Annotated in this window: 29 protein-coding genes; 7 read left to right on the top strand and 22 right to left on the bottom strand. The window is 49.6% G+C overall.

The features are described 5' to 3' along the window. Positions 1-36: 36 nt before the first annotated feature. From L9P87_RS13640 to L9P87_RS13600, 9 genes are all read right to left on the bottom strand, one after another. Positions 37-513: a CYTH domain-containing protein gene (locus L9P87_RS13640; RefSeq protein WP_237445297.1), complete on the bottom strand. Its 477-nt coding sequence runs from the start codon at positions 511-513 to the stop codon at positions 37-39. A 120-nt stretch (positions 514-633) separates the two neighbouring features. Further along, the gene (locus tag L9P87_RS13635; RefSeq protein WP_237445296.1) at positions 634-1,188 is read right to left on the bottom strand and encodes a YehS family protein; all 555 of its coding nucleotides are present in this window, start codon (positions 1,186-1,188) and stop codon (positions 634-636) included. Between the two features lie 179 nt (positions 1,189-1,367). Continuing rightward, the gene (locus L9P87_RS13630; protein ID WP_237445295.1) at positions 1,368-1,736 is read right to left on the bottom strand and encodes a hypothetical protein; all 369 of its coding nucleotides are present in this window, start codon (positions 1,734-1,736) and stop codon (positions 1,368-1,370) included. 138 nt (positions 1,737-1,874) lie between these two features. Next, positions 1,875-2,165, bottom strand: a complete 291-nt coding sequence (locus tag L9P87_RS13625) for a hypothetical protein (protein WP_237445294.1) — start codon at positions 2,163-2,165, stop codon at positions 1,875-1,877. A 28-nt stretch (positions 2,166-2,193) separates the two neighbouring features. Next, on the bottom strand, positions 2,194-3,189 hold the full coding sequence (locus L9P87_RS13620; RefSeq protein WP_237445293.1) for an LPP20 family lipoprotein: 996 nt from the start codon (positions 3,187-3,189) through the stop codon (positions 2,194-2,196). Further along, positions 3,186-4,505, bottom strand: coding sequence for a COG3014 family protein (locus L9P87_RS13615; RefSeq protein WP_237445292.1), 1,320 nt, complete (start codon positions 4,503-4,505; stop codon positions 3,186-3,188). Before L9P87_RS13615 ends, L9P87_RS13620 begins: the two co-directional genes overlap by 4 nt. A 56-nt stretch (positions 4,506-4,561) precedes the next feature. Beyond that, a complete protein-coding gene (locus L9P87_RS13610) occupies positions 4,562-5,161 on the bottom strand; it encodes a penicillin-binding protein activator LpoB (protein ID WP_237445291.1) in 600 nt (199 codons plus the stop codon). Further along, positions 5,161-5,712, bottom strand: coding sequence for an LPP20 family lipoprotein (locus L9P87_RS13605; protein WP_237445290.1), 552 nt, complete (start codon positions 5,710-5,712; stop codon positions 5,161-5,163). The genes L9P87_RS13610 and L9P87_RS13605 overlap by 1 nt, the downstream gene beginning before the upstream one ends. Positions 5,713-5,897: 185 nt before the next feature. Then, complete coding sequence (locus L9P87_RS13600; RefSeq protein ID WP_237445289.1) at positions 5,898-6,869, bottom strand: SDR family NAD(P)-dependent oxidoreductase; 972 nt, start codon at positions 6,867-6,869, stop codon at positions 5,898-5,900. Between the two features lie 281 nt (positions 6,870-7,150). On the opposite strand from L9P87_RS13600, the gene L9P87_RS13595 reads away from it, so the two are divergent. After that, the gene (locus L9P87_RS13595) at positions 7,151-7,771 is read left to right on the top strand and encodes a glutathione S-transferase family protein (RefSeq protein ID WP_237445288.1); all 621 of its coding nucleotides are present in this window, start codon (positions 7,151-7,153) and stop codon (positions 7,769-7,771) included. 44 nt (positions 7,772-7,815) lie between these two features. Here L9P87_RS13595 and L9P87_RS13590 read toward each other — a convergent pair whose 3' ends face one another. The 8 genes from L9P87_RS13590 to npdG all read right to left on the bottom strand — a co-directional run bounded on the left by L9P87_RS13590 (position 7,816) and on the right by npdG (position 17,256). After that, the gene (locus L9P87_RS13590) at positions 7,816-8,412 is read right to left on the bottom strand and encodes a VPLPA-CTERM sorting domain-containing protein (protein WP_237445287.1); all 597 of its coding nucleotides are present in this window, start codon (positions 8,410-8,412) and stop codon (positions 7,816-7,818) included. A gap of 216 nt (positions 8,413-8,628) precedes the next feature. Then, positions 8,629-10,404, bottom strand: a complete 1,776-nt coding sequence (gene radD / locus L9P87_RS13585; RefSeq protein ID WP_237445286.1) for a DNA repair helicase RadD — start codon at positions 10,402-10,404, stop codon at positions 8,629-8,631. A gap of 10 nt (positions 10,405-10,414) precedes the next feature. Next, the gene (locus L9P87_RS13580) at positions 10,415-11,419 is read right to left on the bottom strand and encodes a metal-dependent hydrolase (protein WP_237445285.1); all 1,005 of its coding nucleotides are present in this window, start codon (positions 11,417-11,419) and stop codon (positions 10,415-10,417) included. Positions 11,420-11,524: 105 nt separating this feature from the next. Beyond that, the gene (gene cofH, locus L9P87_RS13575; RefSeq protein WP_237445284.1) at positions 11,525-13,969 is read right to left on the bottom strand and encodes a 5-amino-6-(D-ribitylamino)uracil--L-tyrosine 4-hydroxyphenyl transferase CofH; all 2,445 of its coding nucleotides are present in this window, start codon (positions 13,967-13,969) and stop codon (positions 11,525-11,527) included. A gap of 30 nt (positions 13,970-13,999) precedes the next feature. Beyond that, positions 14,000-14,695 (bottom strand): 2-phospho-L-lactate guanylyltransferase, encoded by a 696-nt coding sequence (gene cofC / locus L9P87_RS13570; protein ID WP_237445283.1) that lies wholly within the window; start codon positions 14,693-14,695, stop codon positions 14,000-14,002. After that, the gene (cofD, locus tag L9P87_RS13565) at positions 14,692-15,705 is read right to left on the bottom strand and encodes a 2-phospho-L-lactate transferase (RefSeq protein WP_237445282.1); all 1,014 of its coding nucleotides are present in this window, start codon (positions 15,703-15,705) and stop codon (positions 14,692-14,694) included. The genes cofC and cofD overlap by 4 nt, the downstream gene beginning before the upstream one ends. Before the next feature lie 69 nt (positions 15,706-15,774). Then, positions 15,775-16,545 (bottom strand): coenzyme F420-0:L-glutamate ligase, encoded by a 771-nt coding sequence (gene cofE, locus L9P87_RS13560; RefSeq protein WP_237445281.1) that lies wholly within the window; start codon positions 16,543-16,545, stop codon positions 15,775-15,777. A gap of 33 nt (positions 16,546-16,578) precedes the next feature. Beyond that, the gene (gene npdG / locus L9P87_RS13555; RefSeq protein WP_237445280.1) at positions 16,579-17,256 is read right to left on the bottom strand and encodes an NADPH-dependent F420 reductase; all 678 of its coding nucleotides are present in this window, start codon (positions 17,254-17,256) and stop codon (positions 16,579-16,581) included. 290 nt (positions 17,257-17,546) lie between these two features. Here npdG and L9P87_RS13550 point away from each other — a divergent pair, with 290 nt between their 5' ends. The 3 genes from L9P87_RS13550 to L9P87_RS13540 all read left to right on the top strand — a co-directional run bounded on the left by L9P87_RS13550 (position 17,547) and on the right by L9P87_RS13540 (position 20,110). Beyond that, positions 17,547-18,323, top strand: coding sequence for an SDR family oxidoreductase (locus L9P87_RS13550; protein WP_237445279.1), 777 nt, complete (start codon positions 17,547-17,549; stop codon positions 18,321-18,323). A 69-nt stretch (positions 18,324-18,392) separates the two neighbouring features. Next, complete coding sequence (locus L9P87_RS13545; RefSeq protein ID WP_237445278.1) at positions 18,393-18,815, top strand: acyl-CoA thioesterase; 423 nt, start codon at positions 18,393-18,395, stop codon at positions 18,813-18,815. Positions 18,816-18,955: 140 nt separating this feature from the next. After that, on the top strand, positions 18,956-20,110 hold the full coding sequence (locus L9P87_RS13540; RefSeq protein WP_237445277.1) for a LuxR C-terminal-related transcriptional regulator: 1,155 nt from the start codon (positions 18,956-18,958) through the stop codon (positions 20,108-20,110). 55 nt (positions 20,111-20,165) lie between these two features. On the opposite strand, the gene L9P87_RS13535 is transcribed toward L9P87_RS13540, so the two are convergent. Continuing rightward, positions 20,166-20,486 (bottom strand): hypothetical protein, encoded by a 321-nt coding sequence (locus tag L9P87_RS13535; RefSeq protein ID WP_237445276.1) that lies wholly within the window; start codon positions 20,484-20,486, stop codon positions 20,166-20,168. A gap of 140 nt (positions 20,487-20,626) precedes the next feature. Here L9P87_RS13535 and L9P87_RS13530 point away from each other — a divergent pair, with 140 nt between their 5' ends. After that, on the top strand, positions 20,627-21,607 hold the full coding sequence (locus L9P87_RS13530; RefSeq protein ID WP_237445275.1) for a nucleoid-associated protein: 981 nt from the start codon (positions 20,627-20,629) through the stop codon (positions 21,605-21,607). Further along, the gene (locus L9P87_RS13525; protein WP_237445274.1) at positions 21,607-22,074 is read left to right on the top strand and encodes a MarR family winged helix-turn-helix transcriptional regulator; all 468 of its coding nucleotides are present in this window, start codon (positions 21,607-21,609) and stop codon (positions 22,072-22,074) included. The genes L9P87_RS13530 and L9P87_RS13525 overlap by 1 nt, the downstream gene beginning before the upstream one ends. Positions 22,075-22,139: 65 nt before the next feature. On the opposite strand, the gene L9P87_RS13520 is transcribed toward L9P87_RS13525, so the two are convergent. From L9P87_RS13520 to L9P87_RS13505, 4 genes are all read right to left on the bottom strand, one after another. Next, on the bottom strand, positions 22,140-23,075 hold the full coding sequence (locus tag L9P87_RS13520) for a VOC family protein (RefSeq protein WP_237445273.1): 936 nt from the start codon (positions 23,073-23,075) through the stop codon (positions 22,140-22,142). 244 nt (positions 23,076-23,319) lie between these two features. After that, a complete protein-coding gene (locus L9P87_RS13515; RefSeq protein ID WP_237445272.1) occupies positions 23,320-24,444 on the bottom strand; it encodes a helix-turn-helix transcriptional regulator in 1,125 nt (374 codons plus the stop codon). Positions 24,445-24,525: 81 nt separating this feature from the next. Further along, positions 24,526-24,915 (bottom strand): diacylglycerol kinase, encoded by a 390-nt coding sequence (locus L9P87_RS13510; protein WP_237445271.1) that lies wholly within the window; start codon positions 24,913-24,915, stop codon positions 24,526-24,528. A gap of 23 nt (positions 24,916-24,938) precedes the next feature. Continuing rightward, the gene (locus L9P87_RS13505; protein WP_237445270.1) at positions 24,939-26,030 is read right to left on the bottom strand and encodes an aminopeptidase; all 1,092 of its coding nucleotides are present in this window, start codon (positions 26,028-26,030) and stop codon (positions 24,939-24,941) included. A 131-nt stretch (positions 26,031-26,161) separates the two neighbouring features. Between L9P87_RS13505 and glpE the strand changes: the two genes are divergently transcribed. Continuing rightward, positions 26,162-26,476 (top strand): thiosulfate sulfurtransferase GlpE, encoded by a 315-nt coding sequence (gene glpE / locus L9P87_RS13500; RefSeq protein ID WP_237445269.1) that lies wholly within the window; start codon positions 26,162-26,164, stop codon positions 26,474-26,476. Positions 26,477-26,507: the final 31 nt, after the last annotated feature.

Here is a 26,507-nt window from a genome sequence, read left to right as displayed (position 1 = left end):
AACAGGCAGATTAAACAGTGTCATGTATTACTCTTTTTATTGGTCCAACCATTGCTTGTAGGGCTGTTTCATCAAACTCGAATTATAATATCGAACATCCCCTGTCACTTCCTTGGCCACCCAGGCTGGCAGTTCAACCTGCTGCTGCTCGCTTTTTAATTCCAGTTCTGCAACCACCAATCCCTTGTTATCCGCAAGAAACTCATCAACCTCAAACTCCTGATCGAGGAAAGGCACTATATAGCGTATTTTTTCAATACTACCGGGTTCGCAAAGGGGCAGCAATTGCTCCGCTTCTGCCAGTGCTATCTCACGCTCCCACTCAAAGCGAGATAGCCCCGATTCCGAGCTTTTCCCCTTGACCGTGATAAAGGCCCGGTCGGCTTTTATTCTAACCCTAACCGTGCGCTCAGGGTGCGAGTTTAAATAGCCTTGTACGATACGATAGGTGACCGTGGCCAACGCCTTATAATCGCTGTTATGGACCCGGTATTTACGCTCAATCTCTAACATCTCCACCCCTTAAAAACACACTACTTGATTATCGGACATAAGTTGTCAGCTGTCGATAACTCAGTGTTTTTATTCAGATAAAGCTCGCCTGCCAATAAACACCCAGCGCTGGAGTAACCGTTAGTCCTTTTTTGCCGTATCCCAGGGGTTAAATTTCTTCGCCGGCGCAGGCTGACCGACAGGTTCGACCGCTGGCACGCGCTTTTTAGACGGATCTTCAGGGCGGTATTTCAGCTGTAATCCCTTGATAAAGTTCCTTAACACCTGATCCTTACACTCTCGGTAATGCTTGTGGCCCGGTTTACGGAAAAAAGCACTGAGTTCATGTTTGCTCATGCTTAAACCGGCCAACTGCAGCGCCGCCAAAATATCTTCATCGGTAAAGTTAAGCGCAATCTTTAGCTTGCGAAGAATAATGTTATTATTCAAGCGGCTTTCAGGCTGGGGTTGGTCGCCATCACGCTTGCCTCGCTTGAGATTGATAAAGCCATTCAAAAAGGTCGCCAGCTTTACATCGCTGCAGTTCTGATAATCTTCATCTTCTTCTTTTTTCAGCCATCGGCTAACTTCCGCACGACTGACAACGAGCTCCGCCTGTGCAAAAATCGCAATCATCTTATCGTCACCGAGGTTAAAACAGTAGCGAAGGCGGCGTAGAACATCGTTATTAGTCATGATAAGACTCGCTGGTAATTACATTTAAAACAAAAGCTTACAAAACAAAGTCAGCCAAAGAAAGTGACTGACCAAGGAATCAGGCCGCCATATTACCAGTAAAGCTTAGTTTAATAAAAAATTTAGCTAAAAAGAGCGGGGAATGAGGCGACCTCTAAGGAAGAGAGGTCGCTGATGGCTTAAGTGCGACAGCCGAAACCATGTATACGCACAACGTTGTCACCGAGGTGTTCAATCGAATGGAGCTGCTGACGATTACTGTATAAATGGGTGGTTTCCATCGCCGCACGGGCTGCGCGACTAATTTTTCGAGGGGTTAAATAGACAATTAGACTGGTTTGTGCCGGGTTAAAACAGGCGACTTCCAACCCTTGGCGGTTAAAAAATCGGTGAATATTAACGGTCGTTGTACCGCGGGGGGTATAGCTACCCAAGGTGATTAAGAACTGTTTTTCCGTGGCCACTGCGGCCCAATTAACAACCCTAAAGGACAACATATCAAAGGCTTGCTCAAGGTTGAAGATATTATCGTGTCGACTCACACTCATAACGCCTCCTCGCTATCAAAACATCAATAGCTGTTATAATTATAGTCTTTATTGAGACCTACCAATAAAGGGTAGCTGCATTTAGGCAGCTATTTCAGAGTCGCATAAATAGTTTATCGATGTCAATTTAGCCGATCATTATTCACTTTGTTGACACCAGCAGCCCTCTGTAGCCGTGCAAATCTGCTCACTACCAGGCGCTGTACAGGCAGCATTGTCGATGACTTTCTTCTCCCCCTTGGGCGTTATCAGATAACTGATTATAGCCGCATCGACCTCAGCCCCCAGCGATGACAACGTATAATCATTATCACCGGGCTTATCCTTATTTATCTCGTGGTCGGCGCGAGCACCAATGACACTGCAACCACAGACACCCACCCATACTAGGATTAGTGAAACCGATAAAAGCACTCTAAATTGGCCCATGATTGAGTCATCCTTGCTCGTTAAGGTGTTATTTAACCGGGGTTAGTAGCTGATATATATTGCCGGGTAAATCATTGGTCAGTTTTTCATTAAGACGCTGTACCAACATCGCCTCTGTCTGTGCTGAGATTTTATACGGCCAGCGCTTTGTCGCAACGTTGGTGTTTCCATCGCTGAGACTCAGCACCAAATTACCTCGCTGCCACAACCAACCCTGACGGTTCTCCGAGGCACCCTGCTCTAGCTGCATATCGATATTGTAATTGCCATCGACAGCCTGATTAACACCCACATCAGCCATCGCTGATTGCAGCATGACCAGATTCACATCATCTTGCGCCGAGCTCCTCATCGTCATTTTGGCCAAACTCTGGCGAATAATAGCGGTCAATTCATCGGCATCATAATCCGTCGAAATACCACTGCCAGTCAGTACCCGCAAGTTATTATTATCATTCATCCGCTGTACTTGCTTTTGTCTTGCCTGCTCTAACGCTGCCAAGGCAGCAACCGCTGAGGGTGCTTCGTTTTGAGCGTAATTAACCGCCGACAAGGTGTCGCGATCAGCACTGTTGATTGACTGGGTAAAACGCTGAATAGCGGGGCCCTTCTCTAGCACTGCCAGGCTATACAGCGGACCACCTTGCGCTGACTGCCAACGCTCTGCAATTTTGGCTCCCTGCAGCATCTGCTGCGCCTGAGTATTGACAAAGCGTGATACCTTCTGATCATTCTGAACCTGTCTCTGCGAAGCACCATTTCCCACCTGACTACTAACCGTCGACTGAGAAAAATCCATGCTGCTATCAGACACCGATACCTGGAAGATCTTCGACAAGTTTGCCAGGGCGCGGTTGTCCGCAACCGATTGGCTACTTCCTTCCCCTGAGGCGATTAAATAACGACTATCTGGGTAACTGCTATCGCTCCCCATCAGCCATTCAGGCTGCTCCGGAGTACTGCTACAAGCGACAATAAGAACTGACAGTAAAACAGGAAACGAAAATCGATATATGCTCATCATAAGGGCTCCACAATAGAAAAGACTTGGTCGGCTGGGGATGGATAGAAAATAAATAAGGTTTGACCCTTATCCACTAGAATAGTGTCTTCTTGGGTTTCGACAATAGTCGGGTGCTGCACATCATCGGGGTCGGCGAGCTCAACCTTATTAATCTGCAAACCGCCAGCCTCCTTAGGTTGAGCCAGCGTATACTCGCCGGCATCGATATCTAACCGCTGCACCTGTACCGCTGAAGGCAGCATGTTCCAGCTTCTGACGTCAGCAACCTCGGAAACAACCGAGGCGATGTTCAAAATTGCAGCGGCAAAACCACTGCTATCATTCTTTTGCGCCTCTTTTATTGCCTGATGCTTGGTCACCATACGCGCCAAGGCTGCAGCGTAGATTGCCGCCGAATCGGCTGCTAAATCGTCTCTTGCCAAGGTCTCGATATTATCGAGTATCTCGGTCTTATATTGTTTTCCATCAAGGTTATAAGCCAATCGTCTTGAGCTGGCCGGTGGCGATGGATAATACGGCAGCGCCAGGGATACGTTATGCTCCAAGCTGGGCACGTAAACAGTGATGAAGTGTTGTGACTTATGACTGACCACCCCCTGCCAATAAAGCACGACTAACTCAGCGGATTCTCGACTGATCGGCGCTAATTGATAATCGAATTGCTCAACTAACTGGCGATGTTCGTCATCCAGCCCCAGGCGAAGGCTGGCACGCAGCAGCCCGTCAGATAAAGCCTTGGGCGGCTTAATTCCGCTCTTATTCATCACCTGCAATGCGCGACGGTAACTAATCATGGCATTGTCAGGTTCGCCATTGATCTGGTAGACCAGGCCGGCGAGATAATGGCTACTGGCTACCATGCCCGACAGGCCGCTATTCATTGGCAGGCTTTGCTCAATCACCTGCCCCTGCAAAACCTCTACCCGGGCGCCGCCAATATCACCTTCTAACAGATAGGCAATAATCAATAACTGCTGCAACATCATCCGCTCTGACGGTGTACTGCTATAGCTTCTAAGGGTCTCATTGACGGCGACTGCACCGACATTCTCACTGACACTCTTGGCCTGTAGCGCTGCAATTACCTGTTTGGCTTTTTGCAACTCTTCAATGGCCCCAGGGAAATCACCGCTATAGGCCCGAAGCAAACCGATATTTAACTGGTACTGTACGTAGTCTCGGTCGGGGTAACTGCTCTTTTCTACCTCAACCAGAACCTGCTCAACATGCCCCCGCGACAAGTCTTCAGCAAGACTGTTAAACGCATGTTGCTTGAATGAACATCCCGCCAGTTGAAAAAATAAAAAAACAGACAAAAAAGCCCCAATACGGGGCCTTAATTTGCGCATCATGTCAGCCTTATTAGCAGTGATTAATAGCGTAGCTTGCTATTTGATACATATTTTTTAAGTTTCTTCTGACCAATCCAAACCTTGCGGTTATCAGCCATGCTAATCAACGTTAAGTCAACCTGGTAGAACCTTACCTGGTCGCTGCTATTGGCATCGATAATGGTGTTGATTTGCCCCTGTAACATAAAGTCTGCACCGCGCTCTTGACCGGCAGCATTGCGGCTGTCATCGGTGGCATTTAAATCTTGATCAACACGTTCGTCTCGGATCTCACCGCGTTGATTACTTGAGGCGACAAAATCTACCTGGCCGGAGTTAATTAATTCGCGCTCCATGTCGTTAATAAATGTGTTGGTATTAATATGTTCGTGACTGAGATTCTTAATACTGCCAACAATCACCGCCGGTGTCTTACCATTTTGCTGGGTATAGGTTGAAATCCAGGGGCGGGACAATACATCGCTGATCATCTCCTCCGCCACTAAGCGCGAGTCAGTGTCATTCCAAGCACCACTCAAGTCGACAGTTTCATCGGCATCCATACGTTTGACAGAGGTGCCACAGGCCGCTAATACCGCAACTGTGGCAATGGTGACAATAGACTTAAACAGGGTATTCACTAGGGATTCTCCTTCACAAAACGATCAAAATTCATATTGGTTTTTTCTATCACCTGCTGCTTAACCTCATCCGTCAAACCCTTGGCTCTCTCGATAGCATCTTCTAGGTTATCGAGGTCTAGCTCGACAATTGAGTAAATGTCTCCGTTCTCTTCATTGCGCCAGCGACCAATGATTTTCGCCCCCTTTAACGCCAACTGTGTCTGGGTCTTTATCTGCTGTTCGACGCTATTATTCGCCACGCCACCGGTGGCGGTGGTGTAATCACCAGAACTGCTGTCGACAGTTGTCGATAAAATACTGGCCAATTCTGCTCGCGCGCGATTATCAGCAACATTTTTTTGCAGCGATGTGTCGCCAACAACTGAAGACATCCCCACACCATAGATCAGCCGACCATCCTCATTACTGATCGCCTGAGTCCCCTCATTCACCCAGTCGGGGGCCCCCTTAATCGACAAATCACTTTTAACATTTGAACCGCCAGAACAGGCGGCTAGACCAAAAACCATGATGGCAGCCAGAAGGCTATGCATTAGACGTGTCTTCATTGCTATGATTCCATTACCAATTTATCGATTAAATATAGCCTGTTATGCGCTATGTTTGAAATATAAAAAGGGTTTTTCTTTGAATTTTCTTAATTCAAGCAGAAACTTAGGTAGATATATTTAGAGGAATAGAATGAAACATCAAGCCTCAACCGTATCGAGGCCTGCTGCGAGTATAAGCTAGGCTAAAGCTTGGCGACGAGCGTTTCGGTGTATTGCCACAACGATCGCGCCGCTTGGCGGTCTACGGCATGGGGGTAATAACCATGCGATTGCACACCAGGCTCTACCTGCTCAGCTATCTGGCAGTCCTCCAGATACAAACCCCCGATATTTTCAAGGCTTGGCGACGTTGCCGCCCATACCGAGGTTGCAGCACCGGCAGGGATTGATTTTCGCATCGCAGCGGGGGCGCGTTCCTCTCCCCCCTTCTTTTCAGCCCCTGACTGCTTACCGCCAGCCATAATAAAGGTAATATCTTCAGGGGTAAGATGACGCCCCAAGTCAGTGATAATCATACCGGGGTGAACTGCATTGGCCGTTACACCGAAGTCGCTATACCGCCGGTTAAATTCGACAGCGAATAAGGCATTAGCCGTCTTGGCAGCACCATAAGCCTGCCATTTATTGTACTCCGTTTCGGCAAAGTTCGGGTCGGCAAGGTCGACACCACTGTATTTATGGCCACCTGAGCTTAGAGCAACCACCCTGGCGCTGGCCGCGCGCTTCAACGCCTCAAGCAAACCCATGGTGAACACAAAATGCCCCACATGGTTGACGCCAAACTGACTCTCTAAACCCTGTGCGGTCTGCTCATAGGGGCAGGCCATCAAACCAGCATTATTAATCAATATATCAATCACAGGGTAATCGCCCGCAATGGCGGCGCTGGCAGCTCTGGCGCTGTCAATGTCAGCCAGGTCCAAGGCCACGGCCACTATGTTTTGATTGCCGGTTAGCTGCTTTAGCTGTTGCGCTTTTTCAGTCGTCTTAGCAGCGTTGCGAGAAGCCAAGACAACCGTGGCATTTTTACTCGCCAAAGCGCGTGCTGCCTCCGCCCCCAAACCACCAGAAGCCCCGGTGACTACCGCGGTCTTGCCGGTTAAATCTATTCCCTCCAACACATCATCGGTGGTCGATTGCGCATTAAAACCCATGGTCATACCCTGCGTTAATTAAAGTTGAGACTATCTCAGCAGTAATGTCCCACATCAGCAAGTACTGTCAACACCGCTTGCCGAACATTTCACCCTTTCTAGTTAACACCTTTGGATGTATTCATGGCAGGGGATTAATGAATTAGTGAACAGCGACGACAATGCGGCAGAACGACAATAACGACAACGAGCCTTGACTATGAGACCCGGTCGTCAATATCGAGGTTTTTTGTTACGCTTAGAGCCCTGACTCAAAAACAAAAATATTCATCGAGGCTTTTATGCTAACCATCTACGGTCACACCAATACTCGCTCGCTGCGCACAACCTGGCTTGCTGAAGAGCTGGGGCTTGACTATCAATTTCAACAGGTCAATTTAGCTGAGGGAGAGCATAAGGGAGAAGCCCATAGACGCATCCATCCCGGAGGTAAAATACCCGCGATCGCAGACAATGGCTTCACACTGACTGAATCTGGCGCAATCGCCAACTATTTGGCCGATAAATACGCCCCCGGCAAGCTAACCCCCCCCTTTGCCACGGCCGAAAGAGCACTGTATGACCGCTGGTGCTATTTTGCACTCTGTGAACTCGAGCAACCGCTATGGAATATTGGCAAACATAAATTTGTCTTACCCAAGGAGCACCGGGTCAAGGAAATCATGCCAACAGCGGCTTGGGAGTATCAACAAGCACTGGCGTTGCTCAGTGATGGCCTTGGCCAACAACAATATATCCTCGGTGATCAGTTCTCCGCCGCCGATATTTTACTACTGCAAACTCTGCAATGGGGTGCCGCCTTCGGTCAAGCGCTCAACCAGCAGAACCTACAGGACTATCTAGCCCGCGGCCAAGCACGCCCCGCTTACCAGCGAGCCCTCGCCAAAGAAACCGCAGCATAAAACAGGCAGGGCCTTAGCAATTCGCCAAGGCCCATCAATACGCGCTACGACAAGAGCACCCGCCTCTTTCTACGAATAAGACTGGCCAAGCCCAACAACGAACTGCCAAACAACCACGCGCTGGCAGGGACTGGCACAGCCGCCACCGCATCAAAACTAATGCCTTCGACCAAGAAGACAGATAAGCTGCTGGCACCACTGACATCGAAGGAGGAAATACCTTGGATATTTAGGCCAAAGCTTTGCGAGCTACAAAAAGCACAACTATCACTGTCCAGCGTCAACGAACCAAAAACTCCTGATAATATTGCCTTATCCGGCCCCTCCCATTGGCGAAATTTAATCCCCGTAATATTAACCGACTGATTGAAACTAAAACCCAAGGTTTCACCATTTTGTAAGCCAGGCAAATTGATCCCGCCCTTATGAACACCAAAACCATCCAGGCTGTAACTACCAATATTGTAATGTCCAGCATCGGCGGTCACAGATACACCGCCATTGGATAATTGGCTATAACTTGACGTGGTATTATTGATACTGCCCAGACCGGTGAAATCGACATAATCTGCCGTTGCAGAAGCTGTGGATAGTGCCGATAACAACAGCGCTGAAGACGCTTGAAAAACAAAATATTTCATTACTTATTCCCTTATAAAATTAACAAACCTAACTTCCGTTATAGGTATAAAAGGAATAGCAAGCTGCAAGCCAAAATTGAAAAATACAATTTATTCATGAGCTTAAATGGTTATCACAATCCACAACCAATATGTTCACTGTAAACTATCTCGTCGTTTATTGGCGTGAACTTTAAACTATTAAATGACTTATCTATCGCGATTTGAAATAAAGAATTACTGAAGCTGATTGGCTTGTCGATATGCGCCATGATAGTCAAAAATTTTCTCCTGAATTCGCCAAAAATTACCCTTCTTTTTCGCGATGACAAAATCTGGCGCTGTAAAGAAAACCGAACGTTCAACTACCTGTTGATGGGTGGCAAATATCAACGGTTCCACTCCCTGATTGAAACGCCGGCCAAACAGCTGATTGAAGACTGCTCTTTGTCCTCGATTGGAAAAATCAAAACTCTCACTCAGCTCTGTTCCGTCCTCATCGTAATAGACAATTTTTAGCCGTCCATCTTGCTCGCTAAACGTCGCACCGGCGCAACGAATAACTCGGTAGTCTCTCAGTCTCAAGGCATCTTTGAGCTTGTTATCAGGGTCTACAATCGCCTCCCCACACTGACGGCAAGACCTGGCTGCAATATCGTTTTCGGCGCCACAACTGTTACATTGCTTAAAGCGAAAACGGTAATCACAAGCTGTTACCTCCCCCTTCTCGTCTTCCTCCATGCCCCAGCAGCGCCTGCCATAGTGCTCGATGATATGCCCCTCGTCATCCTGCTTGCCCCAAAATGTATTGGCAAAATCACAGCAAGGACAACTTACCATGACAGGAACACTGTCGCTGCTGGGCTTTTTCTCGCCTACCTCAGGGTAGAATAAATCAAACCCATTGGCCGCATAATCAATGACCAGGCAATCATTTTTACCCTCACTCAAACGCAGCCCACGACCAACAATCTGCTGAAACAGGCTAACCGAAGCCGTTGGTCGTAACAGCGCAATCATATCAACATGGGGAGCATCGAAACCGGTGGTTAAAACAGAGACATTAACCAAATACACTATCTCTCGACACTTGAAAGCAGTAATTAGTCGTTCACGCTCATCGCTGGCTGTTTGACCGGTAATCAAGGCGGGGTTGAAGGCGGCTAAATAGCCGCAGATCTCCTTAGCATGTTCAACCGTGGCGGCAAAAATCATCACACCCTGACGGCGATGCTGTTGAGCTAACATCACAACCTGCTCAACAATCGACTCTGTTACACGCGGATGTTTTGCCAGCAAGCTATTCATCTCAGTCGATGAATAGGCGCCGGAAGCAGAAGTCTTTAACTGTGAAAAATCATACTGACTAATCGCCGCATCAATGATTTTTGGTTCGGTCAAAAAACCGTTTTTAATCATATATCGCAGCGGTAATTCATAGATACAACGCTCAAATGGCCTCGGCTGCTGCGCTCTTAAAAAACCATGATAGTGATGACGATAAACCCAGCCCAAGCCCATGCGATATGGTGTTGCTGTTAAACCTAACAGCTTTAATCGAGGGTTTACCGTGCGCAGCTGTTTCAGCAACAGGTAATATTGACTGGTTGATGGATCATCGCTGTCAACGTTGTGATGACTGTGGCTGACTCGGTGGCACTCATCGACTATGACCAGTGAATATTCATCATTAAAGTCATCGAGGTTGCGCGCCACTGACTGAATACTGGCAAAGGTAATTTGATGCTGCCTATTCTTCTGTTGCAGCCCTGCGGAATAAATCCCAGCCGTCAGGCCATAACTCTGGTATTTCTCATGGTTTTGCTCAACCAGCTCTTTCACGTGAGCCAGAATTAATAGCTTTCCCCGCGCTATTTTAGCCAACTCTGCAATCACGAGGCTTTTGCCTGCACCTGTGGGCAGCACAATCACCGCGGGGTCATCGGTTTGCCTAAAGTGTTTGAGAGTGGCATCCACGGCATCCTGTTGATAAGGCCTTAGCTGATAAACCATAATATCTTCGTCAGTTCAGAGATGGCGGAATAGTCTGATCACCCAGCATGCGTTGCCATAAGCGGGGTAAGACCTCAGTAACAGCGACATGACGGGGTACCGTGACCGGCGTAATTTCACGCCATTGACCCTGGCTGTATTCCGCCAAATAAAAAGCAAATGGATTGGACTCTGCCATCCCCAGCCGAAGGTCGGTCGCCTTAAAATACTCACCCTCCAGCTGATAGCTGACAAAGCCGTGGGCGAAGCGGTCGAATACAGCCAGCGTTGGAAAACGGGCCTGAGCCGGTGGCAAGCCACGATCATACTGAACAAAGCGAATATAACCGTCCTGGTCAAGAAACGAGCTGGTTCCCTCCCAATACGTGTTATCGCCCAGCACCAAGGCCCGCCAAAGCAGCGAATTAAACGGCGTTGGGGTGACCAAAAGCGGCCGACCGGCCAGCTCGGTATCAGCCAATTGATGCTCAACACGAATAATTATTAATTGCTGTGCCACCACAGTCCAGACTAAGTAAGCCGACGAAACGGCTAAACCCCAGCGGCAAGCAACCGCTTTGTGCTGGCTAAACTTCGCCCAGATAACCGCAATAATAAGCGGTACGGTATAAAATAAATCGATAATAAATATACTCGAAATCATCACACTGGGACGGTCTAGCGGCCAGAATAAATGGGTGCCATAAGTGGTAAAACTATCGAGTAAAGGGTGGGTAATCAGCGCCAGAGCAACAAGGGTGAACAGTTTTTTAAAAGGCCAGTACTCAGCCAGTTTGGCATTGCATCGCAACAGCCACGACAACAATAAAGAAAAGGGTAGCAGCACAAAAAGTGAATGACTAAAGCCGCGGTGATTCACTGTGTTGGCCAGATCAGTGCCGTAATCGATAAAGACATCGAGATCGGGCAGCGTGCCCAGCATTGCCCCGGCAGCTAACACCTTGCCATTGCACTGCCTGCCTGCAACAGCGCCTGCCACTGCCGCACCTAATACTGCCTGAGTGATTGAGTCCAATGCACCACCTTCAAGTTAATAACAAAGCCAATATCGACAGGCTTGATAATGGTCGGCAACCACAGTATGTGGGCAGCACCCCGTGCAACAGTATGTTAGGTGTTTTTAGCCCGCCTTCACAATCAAAGCTGAATCGAAGGTATCAGACTTCGACGACATATCGTTAATTGTCTCTGTTAATATTGCTGCCTGCGCGGCCGCAACTATGCGTTCGGTGCTGACATCACCGTAAATGGTATTGCGTTGACGGGGGCTTCTCGCCACCTCTGCAATCACCGACTGCATGATATCAGGTGACCACTCTTGGCCAACATCAGCACCGGCAGCGCGGGTAATTGACTCGTTCATCAGTGAACCACCGAGGTCATTGGCACCGGCATTGAGACAGGCCTCAACCCCCTTGCGCCCCATTTTCACCCAGGAGGTTTGGATATTATCAATCAAGCCATGAAAAACGATTCTGGCCACCGCATGCATCATGACTGATTCGATAAAAGTCGGCCCCGGGCGTGAATGACCGCGCAAATACATCGGCGCCTCTTTTCCGACGAAGGGCAGCGGTACAAACTCGGTCATCATACCGGTGCGTTGCTGCAACGCACGGATCTTAAGCAGGTGACGCGCCCAGTGTTTGGGTTGTTCGATATGACCATACATAATCGTCGCTGTGGTTTTAAGTCCGACACTATGAGCTGTCTCAATCACCTCCAACCACTCATCACTGGTCAGCTTGTCACTGCACAGTGTGGCCCGAACCTCGTCATCGAGAATTTCCGCAGCAGTACCCGGCAGTGTTGAAAGCCCGGCATCTTTTAATTGCAGTAAAAAATCTTTCAGAGAGAGCCCCAGAGTTTGCGCACCCTGAGAAACCTCCAGGGGTGAGAAGGCATGAATATGCATCTCTGGCACTGCCGCCTTTACCGCTCGACAAATACTTAAATATGTATCACCAGTATAGTCAGGGTGTATGCCACCCTGTAGACAAACCTCTGTGGCACCGCGCTGCCAAGCTTCCGTTGTACGGCGCTGCAGTTCCTCTAGCGATATATCATAGGGTTTACCGCGTAGATCCTCGTGGGTCTTACCCTTTGAGAAGGCGCAAAACTTACATTTAAAATAACAAATATTGGTATAATTTATATTACGGTTTACTGCATAAGTCACCGTATCGCCATTGACCTGTTGGCGTAGTTGATCGGCTTGCTGACAGACATATCCGGCCTCGTCACCACGGGCACTGAACAAGCGGACAATCTCTTTCTCTGTCAATGTCTGCTGTTGTTTAGCACGTTCAATAATAGTGACAAGATCATCACCGACTAAAGAGGGGTTTGCCGGCGTTGCTAATAACGCTAAAACCTCTTTTGGCGGAGTGTTATCTGAGCCAGTAGCCCAATTATCGGTACGGGGTTGAGAGAAGCTATCGGTCACCTCAAAAAGGCTGCGATGTAAACTCGGGTCCAACCACTGCGGCTTATCAGCAGCATACTGGGGGTATATCGTTAAACGCTCCACCAAGATTTTACCGGCGGCGGCACTCTCACGTTTTAGTTTTTCTAATTGCGGCCAAGGCGCTTCTGGGTTGACAAAATCAGGGGTCAGCGGCGATACGCCGCCCCAATCATTAATCCCAGCATTCACCAGGTTTTCTAACACACCCGGGCTCAAATTTGGCGGCGCCTGTACACTCATCTCGGCACCAAAAATAATCTTGGCAACGGCAATCGTCCACAGCAACTCATTGAGATCAGGCTCCGGTGCCTGCGACATCAAGGTGCCTTCTTTGGCGCGGAAGTTTTGAATAATCACTTCCTGCAGCTGGCCGTATTGTAAGTGGCTACGACGCAGTGTCAGCAATGACTCAATTCGCTCTAAACGCGTTTCACCGATGCCGATGAGAATACCCGACGTGAAGGGCACTTTATGGCGGCCGGCACGATCGATGGTCTGCATTCTCACGACAGGGTCTTTATCAGGTGAACCGTAGTGCGGCATCCCCTTTTCACACAGTCGACTAGAGGCAGACTCCAGCATAATTCCCATTGAAAAAGAGGTCTTACGCAACGCCAGCATTTCTTCATCACTCATGCAGCCAGCGTTGATATGCGGCATCATCCCGGTTTCGCGATGCACCACTTCGGCAACGTGCGCCAGGTACTGCAACGTGGTGTCAAAGCCCATCTCAGCCAGCGCTTTACGCGCGGCGTTGTAACGAAGCTCTGGACGCTCTCCGAGGGTAAACAGCGCTTCCTTACAACCCATAGCCGCCCCTTGACGGGTCAGCTCTAATACTTTTTCCACCGACATGAACGGCGAATCTAAATTCTTCGGCGTTTGCGCAAACGTACAGTAATGGCAGACATCACGACAGAGGTGGGTCAGCGGTATAAACACTTTTTTGGAATAGCTAATCTGCTGACCATAATGTTGATCGCGAAGCTCACGCGCCACACACATCAGAGCAGCTGTATCATCAATATCGGCCAAACTTAAGGCTGTCGCTTCACTTATTATTTCGCTGTCTGCCAGCTCTTTTTGCAACATCTTCATTAATCAGGTAATCCTATTTCAGCACCTTTTTTAAGCGCTTTCTCGTTGTTCACAGCTGCTATCAATCAGTAACGGGGCAATATAGTGGCGAATAACCATCCACGTTAACGGCGCCTGTCTGGGTGAATCCGTTAAAATCAGCGCCAGCTGATTGACGTCATTCGGCGTATCAATATCAAAGCCAAGACCCGGTAAGCCCAGGGTTTGGTAGTCAATACCCTGATCTTTAAATTGTTCCTCATGGCGCTGCAAGCTGCCCTCGCCATAACTAAATTCCACCGCGCAATCGGTGTTGACCAACAGTGCATTGGTACCCTGCCCAGCATTATCAGCCACTAGGCTGATCTGTTTGTTCTGTTGGTAATGACTGCTGATCAACTGGCTGATCTCATCGGCGCCTGCCAGCGGTAAATCACCATGTAAAATCAGTACCTGGCCTCGACCAGAAGCCTTCAGTGCCGCCACCCCCTGGGTGACAGCAGCATTCAAATCATTACCGCGCTCGGCCAACCAGTAAGCACCGTTGTCAGTGGCAATGCTGGCAATTTCCTCATCACCACCAATCAATAATACCGAGTTGACGCTATCGACCCGACCTATCTGCTGCAGCAAATCACGCAGCATGGCCTCAAATAAACGTCGGCGCTGCTCTGCATTTAACAGCGGTGCCAAGCGCTGTTTGACATCGTTCAAGGCTTTTGTCGGAATTAAAACGGCTAAACTCATGACCCTACCTCTTCATCCACTGCAATTTTTGCACGGGATGATGTTGCACCTTGTGATAATTTTTCAGCGAACGCCAGTGTCTGCTCCGCTAATTCAGCACGGTCCTGTAATGACTTCATCACAGTGTTAGTCACCAGGCAGGGGATTCCCTTTGCCTCTATCGCAGGTTGAAAGGCTGCATCGACGGTGTCAATCACCATACCATCTAATAACTCGCCATAAAAATCTGCCACCCCTTCGCAGGTGCACGCAAGACCAAGTTCTGCAAACATCTTCGCAGCAGGCCCTTTTATCGCACTGCCACCAACAATTGGAGAGATGGCGATGACAGGCGCCTTATTGGCGGCCATCTTAGCCGCAACACCAGCCAACTTTAGCAGCGGATCGACGCTGACAAAGGGGTTGGACGGACAAATTATAATACTGGCCAGCGAACTCGATTCTAACAACGCAACGACATCGCTCTGCGGTGCTGCTTGCTCAATACCATCAAAGTAAAAACCGCTGACCACTGGACGACATTGCTCGCGGACAAAGTAATGCTGGAAAGCCAACGCTCCTTGATCCGTTTGCACCATAGTACGTACCCGATCATCAGTCATCGGTAATAATCGGTGTGAAATAGCCAGTGATTGACACAGTTGTTCAGTCACGCGGCTAAGACTCACACCCTTTTGTAATTCAGCACTGCGATATATATGTGTCGCCAGATCTTTATCGCCAAGACGGAACCACGTTTGGTCGCTGAAATGGGCCAGTGACTCCATACAAGACCACGTTTCTCCTGCCAAGCCCCAACCCAGTTCCTTATTATTCAAACCAGCGAGCGTGTACATCACAGTGTCTAGATCGGGAGAGATGGAAAAACCAAGGTGCTCAAAATCATCTGCAGTATTGGAGACAATGGTTAATTGCTCGGCCGATAATACCTGCGCCAAGCCAAGGGCCAGCTTTGCACCGCCAACACCGCCAGAAACAGCCAGCACTTGTTTGTCATGAGCAATATTCATGGGATCTCCTGATACTTTTCGCAACTATCACAACGCAAGATAACCTCGATACAACAAAGTACCCACTGATTAGCGGAATAAATCCGCTTGTTTATCGCGGATCAACGTCTCACTGCCACAGTCAGCCGTCGTCAATTCAAGACCACTGATCAGCACCAATGGCGCGCTTTGGTTTCCCTGGCCCATTAATAAAGAAGCGGCGCAGCTGATTTCATCAGCCACCGCAATAGTAGTGACTTCAAGCGGACGACCGTAGAGGTCCTCGGCGCCAATTTGATCCTGCACGGGAGCAAAACCCGCACTGCCAATAGTCATCCCGGTAATACCATTTCGCCAAGCACGGCCTGCGCTGTCAGCGATAACAATTTTAATATCGCAGTCATAATGCTGCTGTAAACGCTGACGCAGTGTCGCTGCCGAGGCGTCCGAGTTAACCGGTAGAAGCAAGACCTGTTCACGGCCGTCTTCGGCGGCAGTAATATTCGAACGATCAATACCAGCATTGGCGTGCACATAACCGAGCCGGTGTTGCACAATCATCACCCCGGGGCGGTGCCGCACCACCTCGACCGATTCCGATAAAATCAATTCAACCAAACGTGGATCTTTGTCAACTTTTTCAGCCCAGGCCAAGGCCTCAGCAGAGGGGATCACCTCGTCGAGAATGGCATAACGCCCCTCAGACTTAGAGACAATTTTCTGAGCCAACACCAACACATCACCACTGCTTGGCACAACGCCGGCAGCAGTAATGGCATCGACACAAACGGTGAATAAATCATCACCGGGCTGCACATGAGGCACCCCCGGCAGCACACGGGCTGAAAACTGCTTAGACACGATACAACCTTACCTATTATTCTTATCGAAGGATTACTGCTCAATACCGCTGATACGGATGCCTGCGTGGCACTTGTATTGGCGGTTGATCGTAATCAAAACCGATGTCATGGCTTCTACTGCCGCGGCGTTAGCAATCGGTCCTGCGTGGAAACCGCGCATACCCGCCGCCTCAACCAAGTTGATCACCGCTTCACGAGCCACTTTCTTATCACCACATACTAACACATCACAATCGAGAGCATGACCTTCCTGTAAATGATGGGCAGCAACGTTTTGAAAGGCAGAAACCACCTGGGTTTGCTCACCCAAGAAATTCTGAGCGATTTGACCTGCACTGCCACCTTCTGGCAACTGGACTCGGCCAACTTTAGGTGGCACTAATGGCACGGTGACATCAATAAGAATTTTGTTTTCCAACGACGACTTAACTGATTCCAAGGTGCTGATCTGATGCGAGAAGGGGACAGTAAGCACGACAATATCACCGGCTTCGGCAGCCGCGAGATTATCCATTGGCTGCACCGAGGCTTCAGTTACGCCGCGCTCCTGCATCAATGCTTGTAGCTCAGTGGCAGCCTGTTCGGCCTTTTCTTGGGTGCGAGAGCCAATAACGACATTATATCCAGCCTGGACCCAGCGGCGAGCCAAGCCCGTGCCTAGATCCCCAGTACCACCTAAAATAGCAATTGTTTTTATTACATCCGTCATCAAAGTTCTCTCTATCATTATCATCTTGCAATGTTGTCATCACTTAAATTTGATTAAGCTAGCAGGCACTGCTGTCGAGATCGGCATACACAGTGTAATGTATACCGACAAGCCCCTATGTTAGCAGATGCTCAGACCATCTCAAGTCACCCCCGCGGGTGAACGCCTACCAATGCGCCTTTGATCAACATTTGGTATCATAGCCGTCATCACTAATGCCTGTAAAAATAGCCCTCAAGGCCATTCAAACAGCGCTTTAACAAGAAACAAAACCATTATTAGGTATGTTGATGAATAATCCATTAAATATGGCTGGCAAAGTTGTTATCGTCACCGGTGGCACCAAAGGTGTTGGTCGAGGCATAACCACCCGTTTTCTTGAAGCCGGTGCCGAGGTTGTCATTTGTGGCCGCAGCGAACCCGACTCTCTGCCCAGTGCCAACGGTAAAACCGCTGTTTTTCAACCAGTCGATGTCCGTGATGTCGAGCAAATCCAAGCTTTCGTCGACTTCACCGTCGCCAAATTTGGCCGCCTTGATGTGCTAATCAATAACGCCGGCGGCGCACCAAACGCCGATGCAGCGACCGTTTCACCGCGTTTTTCTGAGTCTATTGTTCGTCTCAACTTGTTAGCGCCACTGAACTTCTGTCAAATAGCCAACGCCGTTATGCAGCAACAGCCCGAGGGCGGCTCGATCGTGAACATCTGCAGTGTCAGCGCCGTTCGTCCGTCACCAGGTACTGCAGCCTATGGCGCCGCTAAAGCCGGACTACTCAATCTCACCACCTCACTGGCGGTAGAGTGGGCACCAAAGGTTCGCTTAAACGCCATCGTGGCCGGCCTGATTAAGACCGAGCTAGCCCACATGCACTACGGTGATGACGCCGGCATCGCCGCCGTCTCTGCCACCGTCCCTCTTGGCCGCATGGCCAACCCAGAAGATATCGGCGATACCTGCCTATATTTTGCCAGCGACCTGTCCAGTTACGTCACGGGTTCCAGCGTCACTGTCCATGGTGGCGGCGAAAAGCCAGCCTTCCTGGATGCCGGCAACAGCGGCAACTAAACAGCCGCCAAAATATGCAGTCTGACCTAGGCTGCATTTTCTCCCCCCACCCCGCGATAGAACAGAATTATGGCCAGAATTGACATACAGCTACCCGATTATTTCGATTTCAGCACCACCTTAGACATCCATATCAGCCACATAAATCGTGGCGACCACCTAGGCAACGATGCACTGATCAGCCTATTAAACGAAGCCCGATGTCGCTACCTCGCCGACAAGGGCGTCGATAATATGCGCATCCTCGGCAGCCAGCTAATCAATGCCGATCTCGCCGTCGCCTACAAGAGCGAAGCACGCTATGGTGAACAATTAGAGATCGAGATCCAAGCCAACGAATTTCAGAAGTACGGCTGTGATTTTGTCTATCGCATCAGCGAGAAAAGCAGCGGCCGGTTAGTCGCTCTGGCCAAAACAGCCATGCTCACCTTTGACTATGACAACAACGCCTTAACCCCTGCACCCGATGGGTTTGAAGCGTTTTTCCAATAGCGCAGCCGATTTTTGCCACCACCAGCTAACAAGTCATTGACAGAGCTTGCAGTTTTTTTAATCTCCAAAGGCGAAATAGCAATCGGTTTAATGATTTGCTGGTGTATACTCGATGGCAGAATTTTGAGGAAGCTGCATCAATGTCAAACGAATTAGTAACATCGGATTACAGTGAATTAATCGACGCCATCTACCGCGGTCCTCTTGAGCGCACGCCATGGCAGAGTTTTTTAAACCAATTCAAACTATTACTCGATGCCAAAGTGGTCGCATTAGTCCGCCGCTTCCCCACTCAAAGCGACCGCGGTCTGCTCTACACCACCGGCGGTGATGAGGTTGCTGCCGCCGATTATCGCAACCGCCTTTATGCTGTAGAACCCCACGTTAGCAAAACACCCAACAGCCCTGTTTACACCCTCGATGAGCTGGCCAACAAAGAAACAATGATTAACAGCGAGTTCTTTCAAAAGTGTCTGGCCCCCTCACAGATTGCTCACCTGCTGTGCGCGGACACCTTTGAAAACGACGGCAGCGGTAGAAAACTACAAGCCAGACTATGCGCCGCCAAATCCGACGGAACGCTGAACTTTACCGAGCAGGAAAAGAAATTATGCGAACTGTTACTGCCTCATCTTCAGCGCGCACTGATGTTCCACAAGGAATATGTCAAAGTTGAGTCTGAGCGCGCACTCTATGAGGCGTCAATGGATCAGCTCGGCCTCGGTACTATTATTCTCGATGAAGATGGCAAGCTGATTAAAAGCAACCGCATTGCCAGCAACATCCTCAACGACCGCGACGGCATCAGTGCCGAAGAAAACAAACTGATGTTCTCTAATCGCGACAACGATGCAATTCTTCATCAAGCCATCGAGCGCTGCCGTGCGTTGCTAGCCTTCAAAGATAACCAGCTAGTTGAAGCGCTGCGTGTTCAGCGCCCCTCAGGCCGCTCTGATCTCGGTATTTTGATCAAATCCGTCAACGCCTCTGTCAGTGGCACCGATAATAACTTTATTCAGGGCTGCCCCTCTATCGCCATATTTATCAGCGACCCTGAGCAGCAAACCGCAACCGGCGCCGATATTTTACGTCAGCTCTATGGCCTGACTAACGCCGAGGCCAATCTGGCACTGCTAATTTTGGAAGGCATGAGCGTTGAAGAGGCTGCCGACCACCAGGGCGTCAGTAAAAATACCGTCAAAACACATCTCAAATCACTCTACGCCAAGACCGGCGTGAGCAAACAGACCCGTCTTGTGCGCCTGTTGAGCAAGAGTGTCGCCTCCCTCGGCTAATCCATCCGACAAAAAAGACAAGGCGGGCTATTGCCCGCCTTTTTTATGCTTCACGTTACACCGACGCCACACCACCGGCCTTGTCGATGTTCGGCCAGCGCTGGCCGCATTGATCACAGCCACACCCACCAGCATCAGCCACCAACCAGCCGCGACCACAACCCTGACACTTCAGCTTAGGCTCACAACAGTGGTAACAAGCCCAAACCTCAGCCACCAAACTGTTAACACCTATTCGACGCACTAGTCGGCGCTCACAGCTGGGGCAGTCCAACAGCGCCGATTGATAATCACACTGGCGACAACCCCAAATATCCAAGCCATTTTGGTAGCGAAGTAAGCGAATGTCACCGTCATCACATTGGGGGCACTGCATAATTTTCTCCCTCTTAATGCTCCATACCTGTTGCCAGCCGGCAACGTCAAATCTGCGATTATAGCCACTAACGCCCTGGGAATAAATATGCGACAATCCTAGGTTCTGTTTTCATTTTTGACCCAGGATATTTTTCGGTTATGACTCTTAACGCCTGTATTATTCAACACATCTCCAGCGAGGCTGACAGCCACGACAACCACGACCAATGTCTGCCTGTTAACGACCAGACCGAGACACTCTTCAGCCAGTTAAAACATAACTTTATCACCCGCGTTGGTAAGAAGTACGGCTGCTTCGACACCGAGGGGGAGGCGCAATTTGCCGCCAGTGTCAGCGATCTATGCGCTGACAGTGACCTAGCAACTCTCTCAGGACGGCTCGCCGAGCAAGTATTTAACGGCCTGAAAGAGGCCCAGCAATCACTCTCCGCCTATTTTGTCTTTGGCCGCGAGAAAGTTGCCGAGGAAGAGTTTCTCTACCTGTTTTGCATTCAACTGACAGAGGCCCTGCAAATCTCCGAGCAACTGGAGATTAATGACACCCAATTTCTCAATCTCAGCGAAATCGGTTTTGCACTGCGCTTGAATATCAGTCAGTGGCAGGCCAACGAGGATAAATTCCTCACCATGTATAGCTATCGCCTCGAAAAAGAGCTGGTTAAGGCCCTGCAAGACATTATCGGCTTTACCAGTACCGTCAATGCCAATGCTGACACCAAGGCATTGATTAATAGCATTCAAAACTACGCCCACCAACTGCCGGAAGAAAAAGCCCACGACGTCCGCAGCCAAGCCTTCGAATACTGCGAGAGCCAACACAAGGCCGGCGAGCCCATCGCGCTCGATGAGCTGTCTCGTCAGATCAACCAGGATGAGCCACAGCAGTTTCAGCAGTTTGTCGCCGAGAAAGTCGAGGAGAAGCCCAAGCCTGAGGTCATCGCCGACGCCAAGCAACTCAAGGCTCTGGTTAAAATGGCCGGCCGCGATAAAGAGTTCACCCTGTCGTTCAATTCCAATACCCTTGGTGAGCGCATCATTTGGGATGAGGATAACGACACGCTGACCATTCACGGCCTACCCAATGCACTCAAAGCTCAAATGAAACGACAAACAGGCTGATGAAAGACCACAGCAAAGCCGCCTCGGCGGTCGAGAACAACCTCAACCTGCTGATCAGCGATATCTCTATTCTGCAGGAGAAATTGTTTAATCAGCAGCTGCGGCTCCACGGTGAAATCACCTTAAGCCGCGCTCAAGCGCAGGTGTTAGCGCTGTTAGCCCCCCGTGACGGTTTGACACAAACAGAAGTGCTCGAACAACTGAGTATCGAAAAATCAGCTCTGGCCAGCCTGATGACCAATATGGAAAACAATGGCTGGATTACCCGCCGAGCTGACAGCAAAGACAAGCGCTCCAAGCGAGTCTACCTGACCGATAAAATATGGCAGCACAGCGACACCCTGTCGAAGGTGGCCGAATTTTCTGCCCAGACAGCACTGGCGGGGTTTTCGAACAAAGAACGGCAATTATTATTGGAGCAGCTCAGCACTATTCGACAGCAACTCAAAACGGCCCTCAGCAAATAAGTACGCTCTTATCGAGATCAAAAAAGGCAGCCTAAGCTGCCTTTTTCATGCCGAGAGCAATAGAATTAGCCCTGCCACTTATGGCCCCATTTTGAAGCCTCGGTGTTGTGCGTGGTCTGCCAATTGTCATCTAACTGGATACCATCGTGACCAAACTCTAGGGCAAAATTACCCGGCGTCAGCATATAGAACGACACCATTTCATCATTAATGTGCTCGCCAAGGCTGGATAGCACAGGAATTTCACGTTCATTAACACGATCCAGGCAGCTACCCACCTCTCCCAGCGACTTAACCTCTGCCATCAGGTGTACACAACCCGGCGCCTTTGATTCAGGGCTTGGTGCAAAATCAGTCTCAGGCGACGGTGCGCCCCAACTCCATAAAGCCAAGCTGTGGTGACGAGGATTACAATGCATAAAATAAATTTTACCCATGCCTGTGGCTGACATATCGGTAATATCGGCATCGGTAAAGCCCAGCGCCTGATAGAAGTCATGAACACCTTCGAAGTCAGTTGGCGCATGTAATACCACGTGACCCAAGCCCATGTCGACGCCATCATCTGCAACGGTTACAAAACCCTGTAGATCAAGCGGTGAAGTAAAGTCACCATCGCTGGCCAGGTCTGTTGCCGACCAATATAGCTCTAACTGATTGCCAGAGGGGTCAGCCAAACGTACCAGTGCAGTGACAGCACGGGCAGACAGCTGTTCGGCATCATCAATTTTTTCAAAGGCGATACCACGCGCTTCAAGGCCGTTCACACAGGCGACAAAGTCTGCTTCGCTACCCATATCCCAACCGGCAAATAACAGCCCATCGTATTCACCGGGGACAATTTGATAACGGAATGGCCGCTGATCCATCTTCAAGTAAACAGAGCCGTTATCGGCCATTGAGGTCGATTGCTGCATGCCGACAACCTGCGTACCGTAATCTGACCATTTTTCTAAATCAGTCGATGATACAACCACATAACCTAGGCTTTTTACCTTCATTTCTCTCTCCGTCAATCTGCAAAATTGGTGCTGTCATTTATTAGTTATTGTACCCACTGACGCCATTGTAACTGCGGTTGTGGTAAAACTTTGGCGATCAGTCTGCCACAGATAGCGGCCATGTTTTTCATCTATTTAGATGAATAGCAGAGCGATAGCGGCAACAATACGCGTACAAAATAGACACCTAGACTGACATGGATCAGCCAAAGCGTCGATGACGATTTGGTTAGCTAACGGAGTGTTAGTCCAGCGCGGCCAAGGGTGCAACACTTTTCAGAATCAAACGCATCAGCAGCGATTGACGAGTGACGCCGGTCTTGCTAAAAACTGAACGCAGGTGAGTGCGAACAGTATTGCGGCTGACACCCAAGCTGTCCGAGGCCTCATCGAGCGACAGACCATTGGCAATCAACAGAGCCAGTTTGGCCTCGGTCGGGGTAAAGCCAAATAGCTGGGTAATAATATCGACACTGGCTGGCGACTCACTTTCGGGGTCAGAGATAAAAATCGCCACCGAGGGAACCGATCTCCCCTCCGACCATTGGTTAACAGGGACAGCCCGCACAATTAAGCCAAAGTCTGTGCCGCCGGAGGGGCGAATGACTCGCATTGCCTCCACCGCACTCTGTTCGCCAAGGCGCTGATCACTCAATAACCTGGCAACGATTCCCTGCAGCTGGCTGTTTCGGCTGGCCGAACCCAGGTGAAGTTTGCCCTCCACAACCGTCAAACCATCGTGCATCGCCAAGATATTCTCCGCCGTTTTGTTATGGTCTAGCACGCGACCTTCTTCGTTGAGGATGATGCTGCCCACCGACATTTGCTGAACCGCCTTGGCATAGAGTTGGCGCTCAGACTCCAGTCGATTAAAGTCCGCATGAATAGCGATAGCATGCTGAAGATGAGGTAATACCGACCGACAAATTTCCTTCTCACGCCGGTTAAAAAATGCCTTATCACTATAGCGCCCCAGACGAAAACGCCCCTCAAACTGGTCACACGACAGGTCGGCCCCCATAAAATCCGCCAAATCATTCGGCTGCATACAGCGATGATAAAATTCGCTGTTCTCGAGCTGCTCGACCGTCATTAACTCGTGGACGGTTTTCACTTCGCCCTTGGGTAAATTAATAAAGGGGTCGATGTTATAGAGGCCTTGTTCATAAGAGCTAATACCCTCATCGACACCGCCATCAATCAACATCACCACCCGGCTGCCTTCTTTTGGTGGTTGCAAAAATATAGCGGCCAAATCTGCAGTGAGTAATTGGCGCATTCTCGCCAGGAAACTCGACCACGGGTACTCCTCAAAGGCGCCTTGATAAATTAGCTCGATGAGTTCGCTAAATTCTTGATCAATTTTCACTGCTTTACCCTAGTGCTTATTTGGTTTCAATTTTCCCACAGCCCGACTGATAGCTCAAAGGTCTGAGGGGAAATAATAAGACTATAACAGCCCCCAAAGATGTGGCGTAAAGATCAGTGCGCCCTGGATGACGGCGGTAATACTGGCCAGTAATACCGCCGCCGCGGCCACATCCTTCACTTTTTTTATCTGCTCATCGTGTTCTTTCGTCACCCGATCAGCCAAAAATTCGATGGCGGTATTCACAGCCTCCAGCGTCATCACAAAGCCGATAGAGAAGGTAATCATCATCCATTCGCCGACGGTCAACGATGCCAGCAAGCCTGCCACCACAACCAGCAGCGCCACGGCCAGATGAAAACGGGCATTTGCCTGACTGCGCCACAACGTTATGAGACCCGCGACGGCGAAGCCGATCGAACGCCACCGCTGAGACGGGGAAAATACTGATGGTGTTTTTTTTATAGTCATCACGATTCCTTCAAACGACTCGGCTATCCACCTACTCTATCACCTCGCCGATACTGTTGCTTTAACTCACTGAGTTGTAGCGCTCTATCCTCTTTAGGCCGTTGGCTGAGAACATTGACTCGACGATAGAATTCGGCAATGTCATTACCCGACTGACGATAGAGCGCAAGAAAACTATCGACCCAAATATAATAGTCAGCGACCGTGGCCAGTTTGGCGTTATTGACGCTGGCCATCCAGTGATCATATCCAGAATAACCCTGCCATTGATGACGAAACTGCTGATAATCTCGCGTCAACTGCTCATAAATTGTTGCCTTGTGCTGCGCCATCAATAATTGATCGAGATCCTCTCGCTGATATAACACCGATAATTGTTGGCGGTAATTGAGCAATAACGCATGAAAAGCGCTACTGCGCTGCTGATGCTGCTGCCACTGAGCGATCTGTTGGGCTGACAACATCGCCTGCTGCTGCCATTGCTGCAAACCGATGATGGCCACCGCACTGGCATAACTCTCGTTGAACGCAGTATCACCCTTGATATACAGCTTGCGATGAGCCAACTCATGAAACAATAAACTGACCAGCGCCAGATCACTTCGGCGAGTAAAACTCGACATTACTGGGTCATCAAACCAACCCAGCGTCGAGTAGGCCGCTACGCCACCGACAAAGACCTCATAACCCTCTGCTGCCATCTTGGCCGCATACTGTTCAGCCTCTTGCCGGTCAAAATAACCGCGGTAGCCCATACAGCCAACAAGGGCATAACACCAACGGTAGCTGACAACAGAATAGGGCTCGGCGGCATAGACATTCCATACGGCATAGTCACCCTCTAACTGAACAAATTCGCTGTAGCTATCGCCTACTGGCAACAATAACATTTGCTCGGCATAGTCCCGGGCAGCCAAAACCAGAGTCAGCTTGCTCGCTACTGCGGAATCAATATTGCCATCCTCGACAACCGTATCAATAGGGGTTTGGCGCTGCATTAAATCAAGCTGCCCAGCACCGGCCTGCCAGTAATAACCCAGCCCCTCACAACCGGCTAATAGCAACCCAAAGAGAACGATCAATACCGTTTTAAAAGCAAGTAATCGTCTTAGCATGACAGGGGCATCGGCCTATTGTGAGGATACTATGTTGTGTTTTATCCCGTGACTATAACAACTCTGACGGTATAATTATAATCACAGCCGCTGTAATCCGGCCCCACGTAAACGCAAGCCAGGTCATTAAAATGAGTTTTGAGTGTATTTCCATTGAAGAAGCCCAGCAAATTATCGCCGAGGGAAATGTCACCATTGCCGATGTTCGCGATGAAGCCTCTTTCCGTCAAAGCCATATCGCCAACGCCCACAGCCTCAATAACTCGACACTCGAGTTATTTGTTGAAGACACCGATAAAGCACTGCCGCTGATCGTCTATTGCTACCATGGTCACAGCAGCCAAGGTGCTGCCCAATATTTATCACAACAGGGATTCAACCCAGTGTACAGCATGGACGGCGGCTTTGAGCAATGGCGCCAAGAGTACCCCGTCGTCAATGACTAAAGCCTATCAACGATAAAAAACGCGGCCTGTT

The organism is Sinobacterium norvegicum, assembly GCF_923077115.1.
In the GTDB taxonomy this organism is placed as follows: domain Bacteria; phylum Pseudomonadota; class Gammaproteobacteria; order Pseudomonadales; family Sinobacteriaceae; genus Sinobacterium; species Sinobacterium norvegicum.
Note: the sequence above shows the minus strand (reverse complement) of the source record. Positions and strands in the feature narration are given on the sequence as shown.

What these genes read in the sequence shown, in the direction of transcription:
- cofD (WP_237445282.1), bottom strand. Translation starts at nt 15,705, where the DNA reads ATGAATATTGCTCATGACAAACAAGTGCTGGCTGTTTCTGGCGGTGTT.
- L9P87_RS13600 (WP_237445289.1), bottom strand. Translation starts at nt 6,869, where the DNA reads ATGGGTTTTAATGCGCAATCGACCACCGATGATGTGTTGGAGGGAATA.
- L9P87_RS13635 (WP_237445296.1), bottom strand. Translation starts at nt 1,188, where the DNA reads ATGACTAATAACGATGTTCTACGCCGCCTTCGCTACTGTTTTAACCTC.
- L9P87_RS13630 (WP_237445295.1), bottom strand. Translation starts at nt 1,736, where the DNA reads ATGAGTGTGAGTCGACACGATAATATCTTCAACCTTGAGCAAGCCTTT.
- L9P87_RS13510 (WP_237445271.1), bottom strand. Translation starts at nt 24,915, where the DNA reads ATGACTATAAAAAAAACACCATCAGTATTTTCCCCGTCTCAGCGGTGG.
- L9P87_RS13545 (WP_237445278.1), top strand. Translation starts at nt 18,393, where the DNA reads ATGGCCAGAATTGACATACAGCTACCCGATTATTTCGATTTCAGCACC.
- L9P87_RS13550 (WP_237445279.1), top strand. Translation starts at nt 17,547, where the DNA reads ATGAATAATCCATTAAATATGGCTGGCAAAGTTGTTATCGTCACCGGT.
- npdG (WP_237445280.1), bottom strand. Translation starts at nt 17,256, where the DNA reads ATGACGGATGTAATAAAAACAATTGCTATTTTAGGTGGTACTGGGGAT.
- L9P87_RS13535 (WP_237445276.1), bottom strand. Translation starts at nt 20,486, where the DNA reads ATGCAGTGCCCCCAATGTGATGACGGTGACATTCGCTTACTTCGCTAC.
- L9P87_RS13605 (WP_237445290.1), bottom strand. Translation starts at nt 5,712, where the DNA reads ATGAAGACACGTCTAATGCATAGCCTTCTGGCTGCCATCATGGTTTTT.
- L9P87_RS13520 (WP_237445273.1), bottom strand. Translation starts at nt 23,075, where the DNA reads ATGAAGGTAAAAAGCCTAGGTTATGTGGTTGTATCATCGACTGATTTA.
- cofH (WP_237445284.1), bottom strand. Translation starts at nt 13,969, where the DNA reads ATGAAGATGTTGCAAAAAGAGCTGGCAGACAGCGAAATAATAAGTGAA.
- glpE (WP_237445269.1), top strand. Translation starts at nt 26,162, where the DNA reads ATGAGTTTTGAGTGTATTTCCATTGAAGAAGCCCAGCAAATTATCGCC.
- L9P87_RS13525 (WP_237445274.1), top strand. Translation starts at nt 21,607, where the DNA reads ATGAAAGACCACAGCAAAGCCGCCTCGGCGGTCGAGAACAACCTCAAC.
- cofC (WP_237445283.1), bottom strand. Translation starts at nt 14,695, where the DNA reads ATGAGTTTAGCCGTTTTAATTCCGACAAAAGCCTTGAACGATGTCAAA.
- radD (WP_237445286.1), bottom strand. Translation starts at nt 10,404, where the DNA reads ATGGTTTATCAGCTAAGGCCTTATCAACAGGATGCCGTGGATGCCACT.
- L9P87_RS13620 (WP_237445293.1), bottom strand. Translation starts at nt 3,189, where the DNA reads ATGATGAGCATATATCGATTTTCGTTTCCTGTTTTACTGTCAGTTCTT.
- L9P87_RS13595 (WP_237445288.1), top strand. Translation starts at nt 7,151, where the DNA reads ATGCTAACCATCTACGGTCACACCAATACTCGCTCGCTGCGCACAACC.
- L9P87_RS13590 (WP_237445287.1), bottom strand. Translation starts at nt 8,412, where the DNA reads ATGAAATATTTTGTTTTTCAAGCGTCTTCAGCGCTGTTGTTATCGGCA.
- L9P87_RS13625 (WP_237445294.1), bottom strand. Translation starts at nt 2,165, where the DNA reads ATGGGCCAATTTAGAGTGCTTTTATCGGTTTCACTAATCCTAGTATGG.
- L9P87_RS13640 (WP_237445297.1), bottom strand. Translation starts at nt 513, where the DNA reads ATGTTAGAGATTGAGCGTAAATACCGGGTCCATAACAGCGATTATAAG.
- L9P87_RS13505 (WP_237445270.1), bottom strand. Translation starts at nt 26,030, where the DNA reads ATGCTAAGACGATTACTTGCTTTTAAAACGGTATTGATCGTTCTCTTT.
- L9P87_RS13540 (WP_237445277.1), top strand. Translation starts at nt 18,956, where the DNA reads ATGTCAAACGAATTAGTAACATCGGATTACAGTGAATTAATCGACGCC.
- L9P87_RS13530 (WP_237445275.1), top strand. Translation starts at nt 20,627, where the DNA reads ATGACTCTTAACGCCTGTATTATTCAACACATCTCCAGCGAGGCTGAC.